Origin of the sequence: Zhongshania sp., from assembly GCF_029212375.1 — a bacterium.
Lineage (GTDB): Bacteria > Pseudomonadota > Gammaproteobacteria > Pseudomonadales > Spongiibacteraceae > Spongiibacter.
Genome location: NZ_JARGNU010000008.1, coordinates 152,146 through 172,895 on the forward strand (window position 1 = coordinate 152,146; position 20,750 = coordinate 172,895).

Sequence of the window (20,750 nt, forward strand, 5' to 3'; positions counted from 1 at the left end):
TGTAGCCGTAAATGGCATTTATTGGGAGTAAATTTTGTTGCTGGCGCGGGCCTAATATTGGCAGTGTCGCGGTGGCGAGATATTTTCCTTGTGAGAAGTTACTGAGCTTGGTCATCGCGGCCTATAATGCGCAGATAAATGGTGTTGAATAAAGTTGGAGTCCTTATGACAGTGGTATCAATCAAGTCTTTGCTGGCAGGTCGTGTCGCACAGGGGAGCGCGGTCGAAGTGCGGGGCTGGATTCGCAGTCGGCGGGATTCCAAGGGCGGTTTTTCATTTTTGGCGCTACACGACGGCTCGGCCCAAGCGGCGATCCAAGTGGTTGCGCCAGGAGAACTTGCGAATTATCAAACTGATGTACTGCGCCTTACCGCGGGTTGCTCGGTAATTGCCAAAGGGGTGCTGGTCGAGTCTCAAGGCAAGGGCCAGAGTTTTGAGATACAGGCTAATGGCATTGAAGTTTGCGGTTGGGTAGATGACCCAGACACCTACCCCATTGCCAAGAAACGTCACAGCTTTGAATATTTACGCACCGTGGCTCATTTACGGCCCCGCACCAATACCTTTGGCGCCACCACGCGGGTGCGCACGGTACTGGCTAATGCAGTACATCGCTATTTTTACGAGCGTGAGTTCCAGTGGATCAATACGCCGCTTATTACTGCTAGTGATTGTGAAGGTGCGGGCGAAATGTTTCGGGTCAGCACTTTGGATCTGATGAACCTGCCCCGCACCGAGCAGGGCGCGGTGGATTTTGGCGCTGACTTCTTCGGTAAAGAAGCGTTTCTTACCGTCTCCGGTCAGCTCAATGCCGAGGCTTATTGTTTGGCGATGTCTAGGGTCTATACCTTTGGCCCCACCTTTCGCGCCGAAAACTCCAATACTAGCCGTCACCTCGCTGAGTTTTGGATGGTGGAACCGGAAATTGCCTTTGCCAATTTGGACGATGATGCAGCCTTGGCCGAAGATTTTCTTCGCTATTTGCTAACTCAGGTTTTGGAAAACTGCGAAGACGACCTCGCCTTTTTTAATCAGTTTGTCGACGAGGGCGTTTTGGCCCGCGCCCAGAAAGTGGCAAGCACGCCCTTTGAACGCATGGACTACGGCGATGCGATTAAAATACTGGAGAAATCCGGTAAGAAATTTGAGTATCCGGTGCGCTGGGGCCTCGATATGCAGTCTGAACACGAGCGTTACCTGTGCGAGGAGCATGTCGGTGGGCCGCTAATCGTCACTAATTACCCCAAAGACATAAAAGCTTTTTATATGCGGCTTAACGACGACGGGAAAACCGTTGCCGCAATGGACGTATTAGCGCCCGGCATAGGCGAGATTATTGGCGGTGCTCAGCGTGAAGAGCGTCTAGATGTTTTGGACATGCGCATGGCTGAGCAGGGTTTAGAGGGCTTGGAGTGGTATCGCGATCTGCGCCGCTACGGCACCGTTGCCCACGCCGGTTTTGGGCTAGGCTTTGAGCGCTTGCTGAATTACATCACTGGCATGGAGAATATCCGCGATGCGATTCCGTTTCCACGAACGCCGAAGCATGCTGATTATTAAAAGATGTCGGATGTCGGATGTCGGATGTCGGATGTCGGATGTCGGAAAATTTCGTTGCACCCATAAGCTACCGTCAAGTCAGTTTTGAATTTTCGTCCGACGTCAGACACCCGACGTCGGACGAGGAGGCCTAGCCTCTCATGCGAGGATAAACATCAGCTTACGCTGAAAATCATCCAGCTCAGACACCTTAACATTCACTATCTGCTCTAGCTGATAATTGCTGTGCTCGTTGAATAGGCGCAGGGTGTCGGCATCGAAGCTGAGTTTTCCGGGTATGGTGCGGGCTTCTACAAAGCCGCTTATACCGGAGTCTTCGAGTTCCACGCTAAAACCGCCGCCATTAACGTGGGCAATGCGGGCGCGGTAAACGGTGTCGCTGGTATTAGTGGCAAGGTATTGGTATTGCAGCCATTGCTCCATTTGCTTACTGGCTTGGCGACCGTTGCGCAGGGCGTCTTGCAGGGCGGTAGCGGTGTCTTCGTCGATGTGCTGGGCAGTTTCACCGCGGAGCTTGGCGCGAATGCAGCGCTGCACGATGAGATCGCTGTATTTACGCAGCGGCGAAGTAAAGGTGGTGTAGCGCGCTAGGCCGAGGCCAAAGTGCGGTTTGGGCTCGATACTAACGGTGCCAGGTTGCAACATGCGGGCAAAAATACTGCGCAGGGGCAGACTTGAGCTGCTGGCGTCGCAGGCTTTAATTAAGGTTTTGTAGTCGGCTAGGCTGCTTATATCGCTGTCAATTAGCTCGGGCAATTCCTTGGCGATGACTTTGCGCACATTGTCGAGACGGTCTTCGCGCAGACCCGCGTGGCTAATGAATAGTGCGGGAGTGTCGCCTAGCCATTCTGCAACGCTGCGGTTGGCGGCGAGCATGCACTCTTCTACCAAACGGTGAGCGTCGTTGCGCTCCACTTTAATAATGCTTTCAATCTTGCGCTGCTCATTGAGCTGCAGGTGGTAATCGGGTTGCTCAGGCATCACCAAGTGGTGTTCGCGTCGATAACGATTCAGGGCTTGGCTGGCCGCGTACAGGTCTTTTAGGCTGGGATAGCCTAAATCCATTTCGTCGTGGATATGCGCGTGAACGTCGTTATAGCTCAGCTTTGCTTGGGAGTGGATCAGGGCTTCGCTAAACTGAATGTCGCTAATGGCGCCATCATGACTAACCTGCAGGGTGCAGACCATCGCGGCGCGATCTTCATTGGCTAGCAGCGAGCAAGCACCTTGGGAGACGCTATTAGGCATCATCGGTTGATTAAAGCCTGGCAAATAGACACTGCTAGCGCGCTGTTTGGCTGCAAGGTCTAGAGGGCTGCCTGGGGCGATAAAGGCACCGGGGTCAGCCACGGCAACCTTCAGCGTCCAGCCGTTCTCGTTGCTCTGGGCCCAGAGCGCGTCGTCTAAGTCGCGGGTTTCGGCAGCGTCGATGGTTACAAACGGCAGTTCGCGCAGATCTTCACGGCCATCTAAGTAAGCGTCGTCGGTTATGCCGCAGCTAGCGGGCCAGTCGCGGGGCAATTTAAATTTGCGCTGGGTGTACTTGCCTTCAATTCCGGCTTGATCGGGTCGGCCGATATTCTCTAATACCTTGACCTGAGATTTACCGTCTTTAAAAGGGTGTTGTGCTACCTGACAGTAAAGCAAATCGCCCTCGGCGCACTTCTTGCGCTGCGACGGGGGAATAAACAGCAGTTTATTGAAGCGTGGCAGGTCTGGTTCTACAAAGTGCCCTTGGCCGCGAACAATATAGCGACCAGTAAAGCAGTCTAGCGGGCTGTCGATGAGCTTTTCGAGCTCAGCCTTAAACTTACCCTTGTCGTCGGTGTGCACGGTGATTTTGACGCGATCGCCGGGAAACACCCGCTGCATATCGTCTGGGGCAAGAAATACGTCGCGCTTGTCATCTAAGCGCACAAAACCGAAGCGGCGCTGGCTGCCGCGAACTTCGCCTTCACCTTGATCTTTGGTGTCAATAATATGAGTTTTGAGTTGGCGGAGCTGCTGCAGGGCATTTTTGTCGAGCATGGAGGCGTGGTACCTGTGTTCGGGTCGCTAAAAAGGGCTACAGGGTAGCGGAAATGCGCAGCAGAGTCTTCCCAAATCGACGTAATAACGGTTGACAATGATGGCCATCGCTTTTAATAATCAAGCTACGCTATGCTGTATGGAGCGGTCTGTTGCCGCCAGAATTCAACTGCCTATGGGCTTACAGTCACCATCTCTTTGCGCACCGCGGTCACGCTGTGTCGCGGCAACAGTTTTACCCCCTTCGTTTTGATTTTACTCATTTATTTGTCTTTCTCCGGTCTTCTCGTGCTCTTGGCGCGAGGGCGATGAGGTGCCGGTTTTTGTCGTTGTTGCCAACAGAGAGTGTCCTATGGAAAAAATCTTTGTTCTTGATACCAATGTTCTATTGCATGACCCGATGGCGCTGAGCGCCTTTCATGAACATCGGGTGATTATCCCGATGACGGTGCTGGAGGAACTCGATCATATCAAGGACAGGCGCGACAAAGACGTGAGTCGCGAAGCGCGGATCGCCATTAATGCGGTTGATAAAATATTATTTAACGCCAGTCCTAAGGCGATACAGGAAGGGGTGCCGATTCCCTCTGCGCGGGATGACAACAAAAATGGCAGCCTAGCTATTTTCCCAGACCAACTGATTAAGCACGACACCGCTGCGCCTTATCTTGATGGCAGCGAGCACCAGGCTAACGATAACCGAATCATCAATGTCGCCCTGCATTTGCAGCTCAAAAACCCCAAGGCTTATGTCTGCCTAGTGACCAAAGACATTAATATGCGCCTTAAGGCGAAAGGCTCAGGGCTGGAGAATGTTGAAGACTACCGCAAAGATCGGGTGTTGGATGACATTCAGTTTATGGCCAAGGGCTATGAGCACCTAGCCGGTACGTTGTGGGAATCTGTAGACAAGGTAGACACCTTGCGCGAGGGCAGTCAGACCATTCATGTATTGAATCGTGAACTGCTGCCCAAGGCGCATATCAATCAGTTTGTATACGACGACAACGATTTTGTCGGCATGGTGCGGGCGGTTGATAAGGCGAAGATTGAGCTGCTCGACCTGAGTCGCGATCAGTTAATGCATCAGCGGATGTGGGGTTTGAGCCCTCGCAATTTTGAACAGGCCATGGCCTTTTTTCTAATTGCGCAAAGCAATATTGATATGACGGTGCTAACAGGGCCAGCGGGTTCAGGTAAAACGCTCATTGCTTTAGCTTACGGTCTGCACGCTATTTTGGAAGAAAAGCGTTACGACAAAATGATTGTGGCGCGTTCTACGCCGCCCATGGCGGAGGATATCGGCTTTTTACCCGGTACCGAGGAAGAAAAAATGGCGCCGTGGTTGGCGGCATTTGAAGATAACTTGGAAGTATTGCACGGCAGCGACGAGTCGCCCTACAGCAGTATTGAGTATGTGAAAGACAAGGCTAACATTCAATTTAAGTCACTCAATTTTATGCGGGGACGTTCCTTTAATAATGCCTATATTGTTATTGATGAGGCTCAGGGTCTGACTCAGTTTCAGCTTAAATCGATTATTACGCGGGTGGGGGTAAACTCTAAAATTGTGGTGTTGGGTAATTTGGCTCAGATCGACAATCAATATATTTCACCGCTAACCTCAGGTTTAACCTATCTTGTAGAGAAGTGTAAGCACTTTGAGCATGCGGGGGTGATGCACGTGAATGGTATTGAGCGCTCGCGCTTGGCGGCGTTTGCTGAGGAAAATCTCTGAGTTCGGCAGCGTAGTAAACGGTGCGATAATGTCCGTAAAAGTAGTGAAAACCTGCTTTTACGGGCGGACGGAAATGTCAATACGGTGAATCCGTCATGGAGCTTGCTGCGCCATAGGTCTAGTGTTATCTGGCTAAAGATCCAGAATTAGGTAGGCCGGTTATGGACATAACACACGAAAAACGCAGGGCAGAACCCCCTGTGCCTGAGAATGCGCTGAATATGCTTACCGATATGCAGAAGATTGCGCTGCGCAGAATCGAAAATTTTGGTTGGCACCTTAAGTTTATTCGCCACCCAAGCTTTGAGCCGCCACTGGTGGTGGTTGAGAACTCTACCGGCGTTAATATTGGTGTCTTAGAGGAAGATGGCGGCGTGAACCTAAATCCGCAAATTGTACTGCGGGATTAATATCAGCCAAAAATTATCAGCCAAAAAATTTAACTACCTGTTGGTCAGGATCTCTGCTGGCTTTGGCATTGTGAAGTTTTTGTAAATAGCTTTCCCACTTAGCGTCTTTGGTTTCGCACAGCTCCCGCAAATACACCCACGAGAAAATGCCACTGTCGTGGCCGTCGCTAAACACCAGCTGCAAAGCGTAGTTGCCCACCGGAATTAACTCGGTAATCTTTACATGCATTTTGCCGGTTTGTAGGGTTTCCTGCCCCGCGCCGTGGCCGCGTACCTCAGCCGAGGGCGAATGTACCCGCAAAAACTCAGCGTCCAAGGCAAACTGCTCGCCACCGGCGTAAGTGAGTTCCAACTGCTGGGACTGTTTGCGAAATTTAATATCGGTAGGCGCTTGGCTCATGGTTTAATCTCTGCCTTTGTGTGGTGCCGAGCTGGGCATGCGTCGGACGCCAGACGTCTGACGTCCGACGCAAAGCCTAGAGTATAAATCGGCTCAAATCTTCATCCTTCGCCAATTCACCTAGCTGTTCATTCACGTAATCGGCATCAATCTTAACTGGGTCTTTGATGTCGCCAGCGTCAAAGGAAATCGTCTCCAAAAGGCGCTCGAGCATGGTGTGCAGGCGGCGTGCGCCGATATTCTCGGTGCGCTCGTTCACTTCCCACGCGGTTTCGGCAATGCGGCGAATACCGTCGGCGGTGAACTCAATGCTCAGGCCTTCGGTTGCTAATAGGGCCTGATACTGCTCGGTCAAAGACGCATGTGGCTCGGTAAGAATGCGCTCAAAATCTTCGGGTGTTAATGCCGACAGTTCTACTCGAATCGGCAGGCGACCCTGCAATTCTGGGATTAGGTCTGATGGTTTACTCAGGTGAAAGGCGCCTGAGGCCACAAACAAAATATGATCGGTACGAATTACGCCGTGCTTAGTGCTAACCGTGCAGCCTTCAATAAGCGGTAGTAAGTCGCGCTGTACGCCTTCGCGGGATACGTCGGCGCCACCGGTTTCTTGGCGTTTGGCGACTTTGTCGATCTCGTCAATAAAGACAATACCGTTCTGCTCAGCCGCTTCTACGGCGCGGGCCTTTAATTCTTCTTCGTTAACAAGCTTTGCAGCTTCTTCGTCTTGAAGCTGTTTGGCAGCGGCTTTAACGGTTAAGCGGCGCGTCTTTTTGCGGTCGCCGCCCATTTTAGAGAACATGCCCTGCAACTGGTTGGTCATTTCTTCCATGCCAGGTGGGGCCATGATTTCTACGCCAACGGGGGCCATATTGAGTTCTATTTCAATTTCCCGTTCGTCGAGTTCGCCTTCCCGAAGTTTTTTACGAAATAGTTGGCGAGTGCTGGTATTGCGCTCTTCTTCTGTGGCTTCGCCGCGTGCTGGCGGCAATAAGGCGTCGAGAATGCGCTCTTCAGCCGCATCGGCGGCGCGGTGAGCCACTTGCTCCATGGCCTGCTCGCGGTAGAGTTTGATTGAGACATCAACTAGATCGCGGATAATGGACTCTACATCGCGGCCAACATAGCCCACTTCGGTGAACTTGGTGGCCTCAACTTTAATGAACGGCGCGTTGGCGAGCTTGGCCAAGCGGCGGGCAATTTCAGTTTTACCTACGCCGGTGGGGCCAATCATTAAAATGTTTTTGGGGGTAATTTCAGCGCGCAAATCTTCATTGAGTTGCATGCGCCGCCAGCGGTTGCGCAGGGCAATGGCCACCGCGCGCTTGGCATCACTTTGGCCAACAATGTGTTTATCTAATTCGTGAACAATTTCACGGGGTGTCATGGTCGACATGGAGACTCCGAGGGCGCCCTTGGGCGCTAGTATTCCAAAGATTCAATGGTGCGGCTGTGATTGGTGTAAATACAGATGTCACCCGCAATGGTCAGGCCTTTTTCAACAATATCACCGGCGCTAAGTTCGGTATTGTCCATTAGCGCGCGGGCCGCAGCGGTGGCAAAGGAGCCGCCAGAGCCAATGGCAATCATATTGTCTTCGGGCTCGATGACGTCGCCATTGCCGCTGATAACGAGGGTGGTTTCTTTGTCGGCAACAATCAGTAGGGCTTCGAGTTGGCGCAGAGAGCGCTCGCTGCGCCAAGCCTTGGCGAGTTCAACGGCGGCCTTGGTGAGTTTGCCTGAGTGTTTTTCGAGCTGAATTTCAAATAGCTCAAACAGGGTAAATGCATCGGCGGTGCCGCCAGCGAAGCCGGCCAGCACTTGTTCTTTATATAGACGGCGGACTTTGCGGGCATTGCCCTTCATCACGGTGTTGCCCATGGTGACTTGACCGTCGCCGCCGATAACGACCTGATTATTCCGGCGAACCGAGAGTATTGTGGTGCCGCGAAACTGTTCCACGCGGGACTCCTTATAATTGATAGGGAAAAGCGGGTGTGAACAGAGTTAGTGGGGTTGGCCCTTGAGATTTTCAAGGGCGCGAGAAAGCTTATGCTTAGTTCTTTTGGCGAATAACCAGAGTATCAATACTCTCATTAATCAACTTGCTACGGGCATCGCTCAGGGTATTGTGCGATTGGAAGGGGCCAACATAAACGCGGTGCCAGCGTTCGCCATTTGCTTCAACTGACTCTACTTTGGCATCGAGGCCGAGTAGTAGAATCTGGGCGCGGCGGCGGTCGGCGTCGGCGCCTTGACGGAATGAGCCAGCCTGTAGAATATATTTTTCCATATTGGGGTCGGGTTTGACCTCAACTGGAGGGCGGTCATTCTTGGGGGCGCTCGCCGTGGCGACGGGTTTGGCTGCGGGGCGCTCGTCGTTAACAATGACTTCGCGCTCTGGGAGCAGAGTGAAGAAATCGAATTTGGTATTAGTGGTGACTTCTTTGCGGTCGGCTTTTACCTTGGCTTCGGCGGCAGTTTTTGCCGCAGCAACCTTGGTCTCGTTACTGGGTTGTTTGCTCATTGCGCTAAACACTAGCACCGAGCAGATTACTCCAGCTATAAAGCCCGTGCCCAGCAGCACGGAAGCGGGTAGGCCGCTTCTGGCGGGGCTGCGGGTGGCGCCGCGGCTGGTTTTTTTAGGGGCTTGTGCCATGCCTTACATTTCCTCTGGAGCAGATACGCCCAGTAAACTTAGGCCGTTGCGCAATACTTGCTGCACGGCGCAGGCCAGTGCAAGGCGGGCATCGCGCACGGCGGTATCTTCGCCGAGCATTTTGTGGGCGTTGTAATAGGTGTGAAAGTCGCCAGCCAATTCCCGCAAGTAATGCGCCAAGCTGTGGGGCTCGAAGTGCTCGGCAGCGCTGGCGAGTGTCTCAGGGTAGCGTGACAGTTTCACTAGCAGGTCTTTTTCGGCCTCATTATCGAGCTTGGCTAAATTGGCAAGGCCCGCTGCTGGCGTCCACGTTTCGCCCTGCTCGGCGAGCTTGCGGAGAATGCTGGCCACCCGCGCATGGGCGTATTGAATATAGTAAACCGGATTGTCCTTGGTTTCTGACTTCGCTAATTCCAAATCGAAATCGGTGGCTTGATCGGCCTTGCGCATAATATAAAAGAAGCGCGCGGCGTCGTTGCCGACATCTTCGCGCAGCTCGCGCAGGGTCACAAAGGAGCCCGAGCGGGTCGACATTTGCACTTGCTGGTCGCCGCGATACAGCGATACAAACTGCACTAGCCGCACCACGAGTTTCTCGGGGTCTATGCCCATGGCTTCCAGCGCTGCTTTTACGCGGCAGATGTAGCCATGGTGATCGGCGCCCCAAATATTGACGACGGTGTCGAAGCCGCGCTCAAATTTATTGAGGTGGTAGGCAATGTCCGAGGCGAAATAGGTGGTTTGGCCATTGTCACGCTTCACCACGCGGTCTTTGTCGTCGCCAAAGCGGGTCGACATAAACCACAGCGCGCCGTCGCGCTCTTCGATAAAGCCGTTGTCTTGAAGTTTGGCGATGGCGCGGCTGACCTGATCGGGATCGTGGGTCAGGCTGCGCTCAGAAAACCACTGCTGGTATTCAATGCCGAATTCCGCCAAATCGCTGCGAATGTCACCGAGAATAGCGTCTAAGCCCTTGTTGAACGTAATTTGGTAGTTGTCGCCAAGCAGTTCTTTGGCGCGGTTAATAAGGCCGTCGATGTGCTTCTCTTTGTCGCCCTCGGGGGCGTCGGTGCATACGCCGGCAAAAACGTCGGTGGCAGCATGGCGCAGAATTTCGCCGTGCTCGGCCAGCAGTTCGCGGCCATAGTCGGCAATATAATCACCCTGATAGCCATTGCTGGGAAAGGTGATGGTCTCGCCGCAGGCCTGCAGATAGCGCAGCCATACACTGGTGCCGAGGATGTCCATCTGGCGGCCGGCGTCATTTACATAATATTCACGGCACACATCATAGCCGGCTGCTTCCAGCATATTGGCGACGCTGGCGCCGTAGGCTGCGCCGCGACCGTGACCAACGTGCAGCGGGCCAGTCGGGTTGGCCGAGACAAACTCAACCTGCATTGATTTGTTACGGCTGGCATGGCGACCAAACTGCTCACCTTGGGCGAAAATGTCGTGTAAAACTTGGTAGTTACTGGCTTCGTCGACGAAAAAGTTAATAAAACCGGGGCCGGCGATATCGACTTTAACAATGTCGCTGGTTTCTGGCAGGGCATCGACAATCAGCTGGGCAATGGCGCGGGGGTTAGACTTTAATGGCTTGGCCAAAGTCATTGCGATATTGCTGGCGAAATCGCCGTGGGCCTTGTCGCGGGTGTGCTCCACTTGAATATTTGCCACCAAATCTTCTGGCCAAGCGTGGGCGCTGCGCAGGGTTTGCAGGGCCTGATGGATATGTGCGGCAACTTTCTCTTTCATGGCGTAGTGACTAACTCTCTGGGGCGAAACAAGGCCGCGTATTATCCCTGTTTACAGCTGCCGCGGCTAGTGCTGGGGGGCGCGGCTAAACCTTAATAACGGTAAATGAGATTAAAACAAATCGATCGGGTCTACATCTACCGACCAGCGCAGGCTTTTGTGTTTAGGAAGGCGGTCGCCGGTGTGGCAGGCAATCGCGAGTTGCCGGTGAAGGATCGGCCGTCGCTCCGCTTGCAGGATGAGCGCGGCGCGAAAACGCCCAGCTTTGCGGGTCATGGGGGCGGGCAGCGGGCCAACAATGCTCCAGCGGGTATCGCCGGGTGCGAGTTCGGCGCGAATAGCGGCTAAAAATTCTTCGGCGCAGCGCAGGCTGCTGGCATCAGCGCGAATCACGGCGCTAAAACTCACTGGCGGTAAGCTCAATAATTGCCGCTCAGCCAGTAACTGCTGGGCAAAGGGTTGATAGCCTTCACTCACCAGTGCCAGTAGTGCGGGATGATCTGGGCAATGCGTTTGAATATAGACGCGGCCGAGCTTGTCGGCGCGACCGGCGCGACCGGCAACTTGCACTAGTAATTGGCCGCTGCGCTCGGGCGCGCGGAAGTCGGCGCTAAACAGGCCGCCGTCAATATCAATGATGCCGACGAGGGTCACGTCCGGAAAGTGGTGGCCCTTAGCCAGCATTTGGGTGCCAACCAATATGCTGGGGCGGCCGTCGCGAATACCATCGACTAAACTTTGCATGCTGCCTTTGGCTGAGGTGGTGTCGCGGTCTATGCGAATAACGTCGACGTCGGGGAAATGACGTTTAAGGCTGAGTTCGAGGCGCTCAGTACCTGGCCCCTGAAAAATCAACTGGCTGTTGTGGCACTGGGGGCAAATGCTTGGTAGTGGCTCTCTGGCGTCACAGTGGTGGCAGCGCAGCTCGCGGCGGCCAAAGTGGGCGGTCATTTTGGCGTCGCAGGCTTGGCAATTGGCGACCCAGCCGCAGCCGTGGCATTGCAAAAGGGGAGAAAACCCGCGCCGGTTAAGGAATATTAAAACCTGATTGCCTGCTTGCAGGGTGTCGTGGGCGGCGTCGAGTAGGATGTTACTCAGGCCCTCGTCGAGGTTTTGTTGGCGAATATCTAAAAGGCGAATATCGGGCTTGCTGGCCACGCCGGCGCGTTCGCGCAGTTCGAGCAATTGATAGCGGGCCTGGCCAACGTTGTGCAGGCTGTCGAGGCTGGGGGTGGCGCTGCCGAGTACCACCGGGCAGTTATGGTCGGCGGCGCGTTTAACGGCGATGTCGCGGGCTGAATAGCGCCAACCGTCTTGCTGTTTATAAGAGGCGTCGTGTTCTTCATCAACAATGACCAGTCCCAGTTTTTGAAAGGGCGTAAATACTGCAGAGCGGGTGCCGAGCAGAATTTGAGCGCGACCACTGCGAATGTCCTGCCAGCTGCCGTAGCGCTCGCCGTCACTGAGGCCGGAGTGCAGAGCGCGAACTTGGCCGGGAAAGCGGCTTTCAAAGCGCTCTAAGGTCTGTGGGGTTAGGCCAATCTCAGGGATCAGGGTTAGCACTTGCTCGCCCCGCGCTAGGCACTCGGTAATACTGCGCAAATACACTTCGGTCTTGCCGCTGCCGGTAACGCCGTCGAGCAAGTAGCGGGCAAACTGACCAAGGCTATTGCTAATGGCGGAAACCGCCAGCTGTTGCTCTGAATTTAACGCGAGCTCTGTGTTGCCGCTTGGTGGTTGTGGCGCGACGGGGGTGTCGGCTTGCTGTAAATAAGCGTTATTAATCAGGGTGTTGAGCACTGCATTGCTGTAGCCAAGGTCTTTAATTTGGCGACGGGAGAGTTGTCCTGCTTGGCGAATCACGGCGAGCAGGCTGAGCTGTTGGTGGGCGCGGCTAGCAATCTCGGGTAATTGTTCCCAGTCGGCGCTGAGCCGCCAGTACTGGGCGGGCTTGTCTTTGGGCGGGCTCGCTTTGCGCAACGCCACGGGCAGCATTTGCTGAACACAATCGCCAACGGGGTGGTGGTAATAATCGGCGGCCCAGCGGCCGAGCTGGACTAAATCGGGTGGCAGGCAGGGGTGTTCGTCTAGCACGTTTAAGACGGCTTTGAGCTTGTTGCTGGGTATATCGCTGACCGCATCGAGGGCGATAACAATGCCAACCAGCTGCTGGCGGCCAAAAGGAATGCTCACCCGCAAACCGATTTCAGCCTCTCGCCCTAGGGTTTCTGGCCACAAATAGTCGAAGCCGCGGCGCAGGGGGCAGGGAACGGCGACAGTGACGAGTTTTGGCATACAGCTTGGCTATTTTAGTGTGTAAAAACGCCAGTGTATAAGAATTACGCCGCTGCGCAGAGCGAAGTTTTTAGGCAGCGGCGCGCGCTACTTGCTTATTGATATAATTCTGTTAACATTCGCCGCCTGAATTTCAAGCTAATTTTGAGACTCATAGCCTGCGCGGTGCTCGGCAAATGATCGGGTGGCGGCGTCCATAGAGGAAATACCCATGAAAGCAGATATCCATCCAAATTACGTCGCCATGAGCGTGACTTGCAGCTGTGGTAACGCCTTTGAAACGCGTTCTACATTGGGCGACGCCCTGCACGTTGACGTTTGTTCATCTTGTCACCCGTTCTATACTGGTAAGCAGAAAATGCTTGATACCGGCGGTCGTGTTGATAAATTCCGCAAGCGTTTTGGCGCACGTGGCGCAGCGGCGGCAGCACCTACCGAGTAATATCCCGGTAGTGCTTAGTGGCTGCGCAGGCAGCCACCATAGAAATGCCCGGTGCTAATTTGACCGGGCATTTTTGTTTGTGGCCTTCGGGTATACATCGTGGGTTTGGCCCCCACAATGACGGCGTGTGTTGTTACCTTATTCTAAATAGTAACTTTCAATGTTGTCGCTGAGTACAGAAGGCGCCCGTGAAACCCAGCTGTGACGGGCTTTGTCACATTAAGTGACTTGTTACTATTAGTTCTTTTCTATATGCTTTCTCGCCTCTCTGAGATTGCGTTCATATTGGGAATAATCGAATGTCCAAAGATGTTAAGCAGGCGGCTCTGGATTACCACTCGCTCCCTACCCCAGGTAAAATCGGCATTATGCTGACTAAGCCTGCCGAAACTCAGTACGATTTATCACTGGCCTATAGCCCCGGTGTGGCTGAGCCAGTGCGGGAAATTGCCAGAGATCCAGCCAATGCCTATAAGTACACCAGCAAAGGCAATTTGGTTGCGGTCATTTCAAACGGCACTGCTATTTTGGGCTTGGGCGATTTAGGTCCCTTGGCCAGCAAGCCGGTAATGGAAGGCAAGGCCTTGTTGTTTAAGCGCTTCGCCGATATTGATTCCATTGATATTGAAGTTGACGCCGAAGACAGCCAAGCATTTATCGACACCGTTAAGCGTATTGCCATTACCTTTGGTGGCATTAACCTTGAAGATATCAAGGCGCCAGAGTGTTTTGAAATTGAACGCGTCTTAAAAGAGCAATGCCCTATCCCTGTTTTTCATGACGACCAGCATGGCACCGCGATAGTAACGGCTGCCGGCATGCTGAACGCGCTAGAGATTCAAGGCAAAAATCTAGAAACCGCTAAGGTGGTTTGTCTTGGCGCAGGCTCTGCTGCGATTGCCTGCATGCGTTTGCTGGTGAGTCTTGGCGCGCGCTATGAAAATATTTTTATGATCGACCGCAGCGGTGTAATTTACCCCGGCCGCGAAGGCATCAATAAATACAAAGCAGAATTCCAGAACGATACCGATGCGCGCACCCTGCAGGATGCGATTAAAGACGCCGATGTATTTGTGGGCTTGTCTGGTGCAGACCTGCTCAGCGCCGAAATGCTGCTGTCCATGGCGCCAAAGCCGATTGTGTTCGCCTGCTCTAACCCTGACCCTGAAATTCAGCCTGAGCTGGCATTGTCGGTGCGCGATGATTTGATTATGGCAACGGGTCGTTCCGACTACCCAAATCAGGTCAATAATGTCTTGGGCTTTCCGTTTATTTTCCGGGGTGCTTTAGACGTGCGTTCAAGCGCGATTAATGAAGAAATGAAAATTGCCGCGGTGCATGCGCTGCGCGAATTGGCTAAAGAGCCGGTGCCGCAAGTGGTGATGGACGCCTGTGGTGTAACAGAGCTGGCCTTTGGTCCTCAGTACATTATTCCTAAGCCGGTGGATCGTCGCCTGCTAGGTAAGGTGTCGGCGGCGGTCGCGCAGGCTGCGGTAGATTCTGGGGTTGCCCAGCTGCCATACCCAGCGCACTATCCTCTGTCTTGAGGTGAGCTAGAGGCAAAACGCTAGAGGTCAGATGCTAAAAGCAAAAAAACCGCCGTAACTTAGGTTACGGCGGTTTTTTTATGGCTGGGCGTTTAGTCTAATTTGCGTCGCCGTTCTGGGCGATAATTGCTTGAATTTTTTCTCGTAGCCATTGGTGGGCAGTGTCATTATTGGCGCTGCGATGCCAGTACATCTGCATTTCCAGCGCGGGCAGTTTCAGCGGCAGCGGGAGGCATTGCAGCGGTAAAAACTGCTGAAAGCGCAGCGCTAAATGCTTGGGTAAGGTTAATAATAAATCCGTTTCCGCAACAATGTGGCTGGCTGAGTAGTAACTTTGGCCGCGCAAAATAATATTGCGATTTAGGCCTTTGCGATTGAGTGCGGCATCTTCAATTACGCTGCCACGGCTGCGCCCAGACACCGAAATATGTTGGGCGAGCAGATAGCTTTTGAGGCTGAGTGAAGGTTCTGCCAAGGGATGGCCCTCGCGCATCATCACCCATAAATCATCTTTAAATAAAAACTGCTGCTGAATACTGGGGTCAACCGCCTGGGGTATATCCACGGCCATTGAAATTTCGCCACTGATTAATTGGCGGCTGAGTTGGTCGCGCACTAGGCGCTGGCTTTGCAGGCGAATGCTCGGCGCATGTTGCTGCAATTGGCTGATTAAGCTCGGCAGGGCGACGAATTCCATTGGGTCACCCATACTAATAATAAATCGGCGCTTGGAGGTGGCGGGGTCAAATTGTTGACCGCGATGCAGGCTCTCTTGTAATGCGATTAGTGAATTGCTGATGTCGGCGGCAATGCTGTCGGCCAGCGGTGTGGGCGCGATGCTGCGGCCGCGGCGTACAAAGAGCGGGTCGTCAAAGTGCTCGCGCAGGCGGGCAAGGGCATTGCTCACTGCGGGCTGGGTAATGTGCAGATCTTTGGCGGCCTCGGTGAGGGAGTTGGCGCGGTAGACCGCATCAAAGACTTTAAAGAGGTTGAGATCCATGGTGCCGACCGTTTTTATATATTCACAGTAATGATGATATAGCATTTATGAAATAAATTAGACTGATATTTAAACACGCCGTATGTTTGAGCAGATAATCGAGGAGAGTACATCATGGATTTTAGTCACAGCCCCCGCTGCCAAGAATTGATCGATCAGGTGCGCGCCTTTATCAAAGATCGCATAGAGCCCTTAGAGGCGGAGCTATTGCCCGCGATGCTGGCTAGCAGCGACGGCGGCGATTGGACTAAGTGGAAGGTAGATCCGCGCATTGAGGATCTCAAAGCCGAAGCCAAAGAGCTGGGCTTGTGGAATTTCTTTTTGCACGATGCCGAGCGCGGTGCGGGCTTGTCGACATTGGAATACGCACCCTTGGCTGAAGAGATGGGGCGTTCTCATATCGCGCCACAGATCTTTAACTGCAATGCGCCCGATACCGGCAATATGGAAGTGCTGTGGAAATACGGCAGCCAGGAGCAGAAGCAGCAGTGGTTAGAGCCGCTGTTAGAAGGCAAGATTCGCTCAGTATTTTTTATGACCGAGCCAGATGTCGCGTCCTCAGATGCAACCAATATGGAAGCGACTATCGTTGAAGATGGCGACGACCTCATTCTCAATGGCAAGAAGTGGTGGTCTTCGGGGGCGGGTGACCCGCGCTGTGAAATTGGTATTTTTATGGGGGTGAGTAATCCCGAAGCCGCTCGCCACAGCCAGCACTCAATGGTGCTGGTGCCGATGAAAACCCCAGGCGTGGTGATTAAACGTATGTTGCCGGTATTTAATGCCTATGACGCGCCTGAAGGTCATGGCGAAGTCTGGTTTGAAAATGTGCGTGTGCCTAAGACTAATATGATATTGGGTGCGGGCCGCGGTTTTGAAATTGCCCAAGGGCGGCTTGGACCTGGACGGATTCACCACTGCATGCGAGCGCTGGGCGCGGCAGAGAAGGCTTTAGAGCTAATGATTAAACGCGGCAAGTCGCGTATTGCCTTCGGCAAGCCCCTCATTAACCTCGGCGGCAACCAAGAGCGGATTGCCAATTTACGTATCGCCATTGATCAGGCGCGGCTGCTGACGTTGTACGCGGCATGGAAAATAGACAATGTTGGCGCGCTGTCGGCGTTAACTGAGATATCGGCAATTAAAGTTGTGGCGCCCAATGTACTGCAGGACGTGGTCGACGCCGCCATTCAAATTCATGGTGGTGCTGGGGTCTCAAACGACACGCCCCTTGCCGGTATGTTCGCGATGGCGCGGGTACTGCGCTTGGCCGACGGTCCCGATGAAGTCCATCGCGGCTTGATCGCCAGAATGGAATTAGCCAAATACAAATAGCCTAGTGGGTTACATGGGCAATAACGAATAAACAATGCGCTAAGCAGGAGCAGAAATAAGATGTCATCAAAACGAGTATTTATCACCGGTGGCGCCTCGGGTTTGGGCAGAGCGCTGGCCAATTGTTTTGCCGACGCCGGTTACTGGGTGTGTATTGGCGATGTGGACGACGGTCGAGGTGCAGAGGCCTTGGCTGAATTGCAGGCCAAGACCACGGCGCATTACTGCCACTGCGATGTTACCCAGGAGAGCGCGCTGCAAGCCACCGCAGATTGGCTGCTCAGCGAGTGGGGTGGCGTAGACGTGGTTGTGAATAACGCTGGCGTGGCATCGGCAGGTGGGATTACCGAATTCCCGCTTAGCGATTGGGAATGGATTGTTGATATTAATGTGCTGGGGGTAGTGCGCGGCTGCAAGGTGTTTGCAAAACTAATGCAGGCACAGGGCAGTGGCCACTTGGTAAATGTGGCGTCACTGGCCGGGTTGATATCGCCGCCAAAAATGGCCTCGTATTGCGCGACTAAGGCCGCGGTAGTGGCGATCTCTGAGGTGCTGACTTTGGAGTTAGACCCAGACAATATTGCGGTGTCGGTGGTTTGCCCGAGCTTTTTTCGCACCAATTTGGCAGAGTCGGTGCGGGCTTCAGATGCCGACTCCCAAGCTGCCACTCAGCGCTTGGTGAACAAGGCCAAACTCAGTGCCGATGAAATTGCGGCGCGGGTATTTAAATCGATAGAAAAACGCGAATTTTATATTCTGCCGCATCCCGAGGGACGCAAAATTTGGCGCCTAAAACGCTGGTTACCGTTTGCTCAATTTCGCGCCATGATGTTAAAGCAAACCAATCGCATGATGAGTAAGCGTGATGCTCGAAAATAAGGCCCTAATTGATGTGGCGGGTGGTGTGCGCAGCGGTGAGGAGCTGGATATCGCCGCGGTGGATGCTTGGCTAAAACCGCGGATCGCCGGTTTAAGTGGTGAGCCCGTGGTGACGCAATACAGTGGTGGTGCGTCGAACTGGACCTATCGCCTAGAATACCCCAGTCACGATCTCATTTTGCGGCGGCCACCCAAGGGCACCAAAGCCAAATCGGCCCACGACATGGGGCGCGAATACAAAGTGCAGGCCGCCTTGGCGCCGGTGTTTCCCTATGTGCCAGAGATGCTGGCCTTTTGTGATGATCCCTCGATCATCGATTGTGATTTTTATGTGATGCGCCGCATTTCAGGGCTAATTCCCCGCGCCAATATGCCCAAGGGTTTAGTGCTGAGCCCCGAGCAGACGCGGGATTTGTGTCTGTCTGTTGTCGACAAGCTGGTTGCCTTGCATCAAGTGGATTATCGCGCGGCGGGTTTGGAATCGCTGGGCAGAGGTGAGGGCTATTGCGAGCGGCAGGTTAAGGGCTGGAGCGGACGGTATAGCAAAGCCAAAACTTGGAATGTGCCCTCGTTCAAGAAAGTCATGCGCTGGCTGGCGGCGAACACCCCAGCGGATGTGCGCAGCTGCGTGATTCACAATGATTTTCGTTTTGACAATGTGGTGCTCGACCCCGCCAACCCCAGCTCAGTGCTGGGCATTCTCGATTGGGAAATGGCAACCCTCGGCGACCCGCTGATGGATTTGGGCAGCGCCTTGGCCTACTGGGTGCAGGCCGACGACGACCGCTTTTTGCGCGCCACGCGGCGGCAACCCACGCATTTGCCTGGCATGCTAAGCCGCGACGAGGTGCTCACTTACTACAGTGAGAGAATGGGCTTAAAAGTCGACAACTGGGCATTTTACGAAGTGTTTGGCCTATTTCGTCTGGCCGGAATTATCCAGCAAATTTACTACCGCTATTACCACAGGCAAACCGATAACCCAGCGTTCAAACACTTTTGGTTGATCGTTGGCTATCTCGACCGCCGCTGCCAGCGCATTATTCGGAAGCAGGGTTAATGCCGGCGCTGTATTTAATTCGTCATGGGCAGGCCTCCTTTGGCGCCGATGATTACGATCAGTTGTCGCCGCTCGGAGAGCGCCAGGCAGAGTACTTGGGTGCGGCTTTCGCCGCAGCGGGTGTAGTTCCACAGCATATTATTTGTGGTGATATGAGGCGTCATCGGCAGACCGCCGAACAGTGTTTGTTGGGTTTGGGAAGTACGGTGGATGCCGGCGCCCTGACTTGGCAAACAGACCCAAGCTGGAATGAGTACGATCATCTTGATTTGCTGCAGGCCTATACCGCGGAGCCTAGGGTGAGCGAACAAATGCTGGCCGATATGGCTGGAGACAATCCCCGCGCCGGCTTTCAAGCTCACTTTGCGCGAGCCATGCAGCGCTGGCAAAGCGGTGACTACGATGGCGATTACACTGAGAGCTGGACGCAATTTTGCGGGCGGATCAGTCGCGCTTTAGACGCGGCTAGTCGGAGCAGCAGGGGTAATATCTTTGTTTCCACCTCGGGTGGCGCTATTGCGGTAGTGTGTCGTCATTTACTGGGCTTGGCTGACGCCAATGCCGCTGAATTGAGCTGGCAGCTGGTGAATGCTGGGTATAGCAAAGTCCTAAGCGGCCAGTCGGGCCTCAAATTGCTCAGTATTAATGAGCACAGCCACTTCGATGGCCGTCATCGCGAACTCCTTAGTTATCGTTAACACGGAAATTTATTATGCGTAAAAATATTCTTATTACTGGCGCGAGCTCGGGCTTGGGTGAAGGTATGGCCCGTGAGTTTGCCGCCAAGGGTTGTAATCTCGCCTTGTGCGCTCGCCGTATTGAGCCCATGCAAACCTTAAAAGCGGAGCTAGAAGCTGCGCACCCCGGCGTAAAGATTTTTATTCGTGAGCTGGATGTTTGTGATTACGAAAAGGTTTTTGAGGTTTTTCGCGCCTTTCGCGATGACCTTGGCAGCCTAGACCGAGTGATCGTGAACGCCGGTATGGGCAAGGGAGCGTCCTTGGGCACTGGCCACTTCGCGGCGAATCGCCAGACCGCAGAAACTAATTTTATTGGTGCGCTGGCGCAGTGCGAAGCGGCGCTGGAAATATTTCGCGCCCAAAACAGTGGTCATTTAGTCACGGTGTCATCCATGAGTGCAGTGCGCGGCGGCGCACGCGCTTTAAATGTTTACGCCGCTAGCAAAGCGGGCCTGCGCAATATGACCGAAGGTATTCGCGCCGATATGATCGGCACGCCGATTAAAGTTAGCTGCATACTGCCGGGCTTTATTCTTACGCCGATCAACTCTGGTCTTAAAAAAGCGCCGCTGCGGGTGGATTTAAAAACCGGCTGTAAAGCGATGGTTAAGGCCATAGAGCGAGAGCCAGCCGAAGCCAAAGTGCCAGGCTGGCCCTGGGTTGCAGTGGGGTTTGCAATGAAGGTATTGCCTTTGAGCGTTGTGGCGAAGATGACGTGAGGGGCATGTCGGAAGTCTGACGTCGGGCGTCTGACGCAAAAGCGGAGCTAATAAGTCGGAAGTCAGGTGTCGGGCGAAAAATCAAAAGCGAGCTTGACACTTCTGTGACGGTAGGCGGCAATCATTCCGACATCCGACATCCGACATCCGACATCCGACATCCGACATCCGACATCCGAC

General features: G+C 53.7%; 18 protein-coding genes. 10 read left to right on the top strand and 8 right to left on the bottom strand.

Annotation, left to right across the window (positions count from 1 at the left end; genetic code table 11):
* Positions 1 to 165 precede the first annotated feature (165 nt).
* Entirely contained in the window at positions 166 to 1,560 is a 1,395-nt protein-coding gene (gene asnS / locus P1U47_RS10525) for an asparagine--tRNA ligase (protein WP_301028805.1), read from the top strand.
* A 138-nt stretch (positions 1,561 to 1,698) separates the two neighbouring features.
* On the opposite strand, the gene P1U47_RS10530 is transcribed toward asnS, so the two are convergent.
* Complete coding sequence (locus P1U47_RS10530) at positions 1,699 to 3,588, bottom strand: VacB/RNase II family 3'-5' exoribonuclease (RefSeq protein WP_301028806.1); 1,890 nt, start codon at positions 3,586 to 3,588, stop codon at positions 1,699 to 1,701.
* A 352-nt stretch (positions 3,589 to 3,940) separates the two neighbouring features.
* Here P1U47_RS10530 and P1U47_RS10535 point away from each other — a divergent pair, with 352 nt between their 5' ends.
* Entirely contained in the window at positions 3,941 to 5,326 is a 1,386-nt protein-coding gene (locus tag P1U47_RS10535; RefSeq protein WP_301028807.1) for a PhoH family protein, read from the top strand.
* 161 nt (positions 5,327 to 5,487) lie between these two features.
* The gene (locus P1U47_RS10540; protein WP_301028808.1) at positions 5,488 to 5,736 is read left to right on the top strand and encodes a hypothetical protein; all 249 of its coding nucleotides are present in this window, start codon (positions 5,488 to 5,490) and stop codon (positions 5,734 to 5,736) included.
* Positions 5,737 to 5,752: 16 nt separating this feature from the next.
* Here the strand turns inward: P1U47_RS10540 and P1U47_RS10545 are convergent, their stop codons facing one another.
* From P1U47_RS10545 to P1U47_RS10570, 6 genes are all read right to left on the bottom strand, one after another.
* Positions 5,753 to 6,136 (bottom strand): DUF971 domain-containing protein, encoded by a 384-nt coding sequence (locus P1U47_RS10545; protein WP_301028809.1) that lies wholly within the window; start codon positions 6,134 to 6,136, stop codon positions 5,753 to 5,755.
* A gap of 76 nt (positions 6,137 to 6,212) precedes the next feature.
* Positions 6,213 to 7,532 carry an ATP-dependent protease ATPase subunit HslU gene (gene hslU / locus P1U47_RS10550; RefSeq protein ID WP_301028810.1) on the bottom strand — a complete coding sequence of 440 codons (1,320 nt, stop codon included), beginning with the start codon at positions 7,530 to 7,532 and terminating at the stop codon, positions 6,213 to 6,215.
* Positions 7,533 to 7,558: 26 nt separating this feature from the next.
* On the bottom strand, positions 7,559 to 8,098 hold the full coding sequence (hslV, locus tag P1U47_RS10555) for an ATP-dependent protease subunit HslV (protein WP_301028811.1): 540 nt from the start codon (positions 8,096 to 8,098) through the stop codon (positions 7,559 to 7,561).
* A gap of 94 nt (positions 8,099 to 8,192) precedes the next feature.
* Positions 8,193 to 8,795 (bottom strand): SPOR domain-containing protein, encoded by a 603-nt coding sequence (locus P1U47_RS10560; RefSeq protein ID WP_301028812.1) that lies wholly within the window; start codon positions 8,793 to 8,795, stop codon positions 8,193 to 8,195.
* Between the two features lie 3 nt (positions 8,796 to 8,798).
* Complete coding sequence (gene argS, locus P1U47_RS10565) at positions 8,799 to 10,553, bottom strand: arginine--tRNA ligase (protein WP_301028814.1); 1,755 nt, start codon at positions 10,551 to 10,553, stop codon at positions 8,799 to 8,801.
* Between the two features lie 111 nt (positions 10,554 to 10,664).
* Positions 10,665 to 12,848 (bottom strand): primosomal protein N', encoded by a 2,184-nt coding sequence (locus P1U47_RS10570; RefSeq protein WP_301028816.1) that lies wholly within the window; start codon positions 12,846 to 12,848, stop codon positions 10,665 to 10,667.
* Positions 12,849 to 13,059: 211 nt separating this feature from the next.
* Between P1U47_RS10570 and rpmE the strand changes: the two genes are divergently transcribed.
* Both rpmE and P1U47_RS10580 read left to right on the top strand, forming a co-directional pair.
* Complete coding sequence (rpmE, locus tag P1U47_RS10575; RefSeq protein WP_301028817.1) at positions 13,060 to 13,290, top strand: 50S ribosomal protein L31; 231 nt, start codon at positions 13,060 to 13,062, stop codon at positions 13,288 to 13,290.
* A gap of 299 nt (positions 13,291 to 13,589) precedes the next feature.
* Positions 13,590 to 14,837: a malic enzyme-like NAD(P)-binding protein gene (locus tag P1U47_RS10580; protein ID WP_301028818.1), complete on the top strand. Its 1,248-nt coding sequence runs from the start codon at positions 13,590 to 13,592 to the stop codon at positions 14,835 to 14,837.
* A gap of 97 nt (positions 14,838 to 14,934) precedes the next feature.
* On the opposite strand, the gene P1U47_RS10585 is transcribed toward P1U47_RS10580, so the two are convergent.
* Positions 14,935 to 15,837, bottom strand: a complete 903-nt coding sequence (locus P1U47_RS10585) for a LysR family transcriptional regulator (protein ID WP_301028820.1) — start codon at positions 15,835 to 15,837, stop codon at positions 14,935 to 14,937.
* A gap of 114 nt (positions 15,838 to 15,951) precedes the next feature.
* Here P1U47_RS10585 and P1U47_RS10590 point away from each other — a divergent pair, with 114 nt between their 5' ends.
* Genes P1U47_RS10590 through P1U47_RS10610 form a run of 5 tightly spaced genes read left to right on the top strand, consistent with a single transcriptional unit; the run spans position 15,952 to position 20,570 of the window.
* A complete protein-coding gene (locus tag P1U47_RS10590; RefSeq protein WP_301028821.1) occupies positions 15,952 to 17,172 on the top strand; it encodes an acyl-CoA dehydrogenase family protein in 1,221 nt (406 codons plus the stop codon).
* 60 nt (positions 17,173 to 17,232) lie between these two features.
* Positions 17,233 to 18,051 carry an SDR family oxidoreductase gene (locus P1U47_RS10595; protein ID WP_301028823.1) on the top strand — a complete coding sequence of 273 codons (819 nt, stop codon included), beginning with the start codon at positions 17,233 to 17,235 and terminating at the stop codon, positions 18,049 to 18,051.
* Complete coding sequence (locus tag P1U47_RS10600; RefSeq protein WP_301028824.1) at positions 18,038 to 19,111, top strand: phosphotransferase family protein; 1,074 nt, start codon at positions 18,038 to 18,040, stop codon at positions 19,109 to 19,111. Before P1U47_RS10595 ends, P1U47_RS10600 begins: the two co-directional genes overlap by 14 nt.
* A complete protein-coding gene (locus P1U47_RS10605; RefSeq protein WP_301028826.1) occupies positions 19,111 to 19,809 on the top strand; it encodes a histidine phosphatase family protein in 699 nt (232 codons plus the stop codon). The genes P1U47_RS10600 and P1U47_RS10605 overlap by 1 nt, the downstream gene beginning before the upstream one ends.
* Before the next feature lie 14 nt (positions 19,810 to 19,823).
* Positions 19,824 to 20,570, top strand: coding sequence for an SDR family oxidoreductase (locus P1U47_RS10610; protein ID WP_301028828.1), 747 nt, complete (start codon positions 19,824 to 19,826; stop codon positions 20,568 to 20,570).
* Positions 20,571 to 20,750: the final 180 nt, after the last annotated feature.

What these genes read in the sequence shown, in the direction of transcription:
- asnS (WP_301028805.1), top strand. Translation starts at nt 166, where the DNA reads ATGACAGTGGTATCAATCAAGTCTTTGCTGGCAGGTCGTGTCGCACAG.
- P1U47_RS10530 (WP_301028806.1), bottom strand. Translation starts at nt 3,588, where the DNA reads ATGCTCGACAAAAATGCCCTGCAGCAGCTCCGCCAACTCAAAACTCAT.
- P1U47_RS10535 (WP_301028807.1), top strand. Translation starts at nt 3,941, where the DNA reads ATGGAAAAAATCTTTGTTCTTGATACCAATGTTCTATTGCATGACCCG.
- P1U47_RS10540 (WP_301028808.1), top strand. Translation starts at nt 5,488, where the DNA reads ATGGACATAACACACGAAAAACGCAGGGCAGAACCCCCTGTGCCTGAG.
- P1U47_RS10545 (WP_301028809.1), bottom strand. Translation starts at nt 6,136, where the DNA reads ATGAGCCAAGCGCCTACCGATATTAAATTTCGCAAACAGTCCCAGCAG.
- hslU (WP_301028810.1), bottom strand. Translation starts at nt 7,532, where the DNA reads ATGTCGACCATGACACCCCGTGAAATTGTTCACGAATTAGATAAACAC.
- P1U47_RS10560 (WP_301028812.1), bottom strand. Translation starts at nt 8,795, where the DNA reads ATGGCACAAGCCCCTAAAAAAACCAGCCGCGGCGCCACCCGCAGCCCC.
- argS (WP_301028814.1), bottom strand. Translation starts at nt 10,553, where the DNA reads ATGAAAGAGAAAGTTGCCGCACATATCCATCAGGCCCTGCAAACCCTG.
- P1U47_RS10570 (WP_301028816.1), bottom strand. Translation starts at nt 12,848, where the DNA reads ATGCCAAAACTCGTCACTGTCGCCGTTCCCTGCCCCCTGCGCCGCGGC.
- rpmE (WP_301028817.1), top strand. Translation starts at nt 13,060, where the DNA reads ATGAAAGCAGATATCCATCCAAATTACGTCGCCATGAGCGTGACTTGC.
- P1U47_RS10580 (WP_301028818.1), top strand. Translation starts at nt 13,590, where the DNA reads ATGTCCAAAGATGTTAAGCAGGCGGCTCTGGATTACCACTCGCTCCCT.
- P1U47_RS10585 (WP_301028820.1), bottom strand. Translation starts at nt 15,837, where the DNA reads ATGGATCTCAACCTCTTTAAAGTCTTTGATGCGGTCTACCGCGCCAAC.
- P1U47_RS10590 (WP_301028821.1), top strand. Translation starts at nt 15,952, where the DNA reads ATGGATTTTAGTCACAGCCCCCGCTGCCAAGAATTGATCGATCAGGTG.
- P1U47_RS10595 (WP_301028823.1), top strand. Translation starts at nt 17,233, where the DNA reads ATGTCATCAAAACGAGTATTTATCACCGGTGGCGCCTCGGGTTTGGGC.
- P1U47_RS10600 (WP_301028824.1), top strand. Translation starts at nt 18,038, where the DNA reads ATGCTCGAAAATAAGGCCCTAATTGATGTGGCGGGTGGTGTGCGCAGC.
- P1U47_RS10605 (WP_301028826.1), top strand. Translation starts at nt 19,111, where the DNA reads ATGCCGGCGCTGTATTTAATTCGTCATGGGCAGGCCTCCTTTGGCGCC.
- P1U47_RS10610 (WP_301028828.1), top strand. Translation starts at nt 19,824, where the DNA reads ATGCGTAAAAATATTCTTATTACTGGCGCGAGCTCGGGCTTGGGTGAA.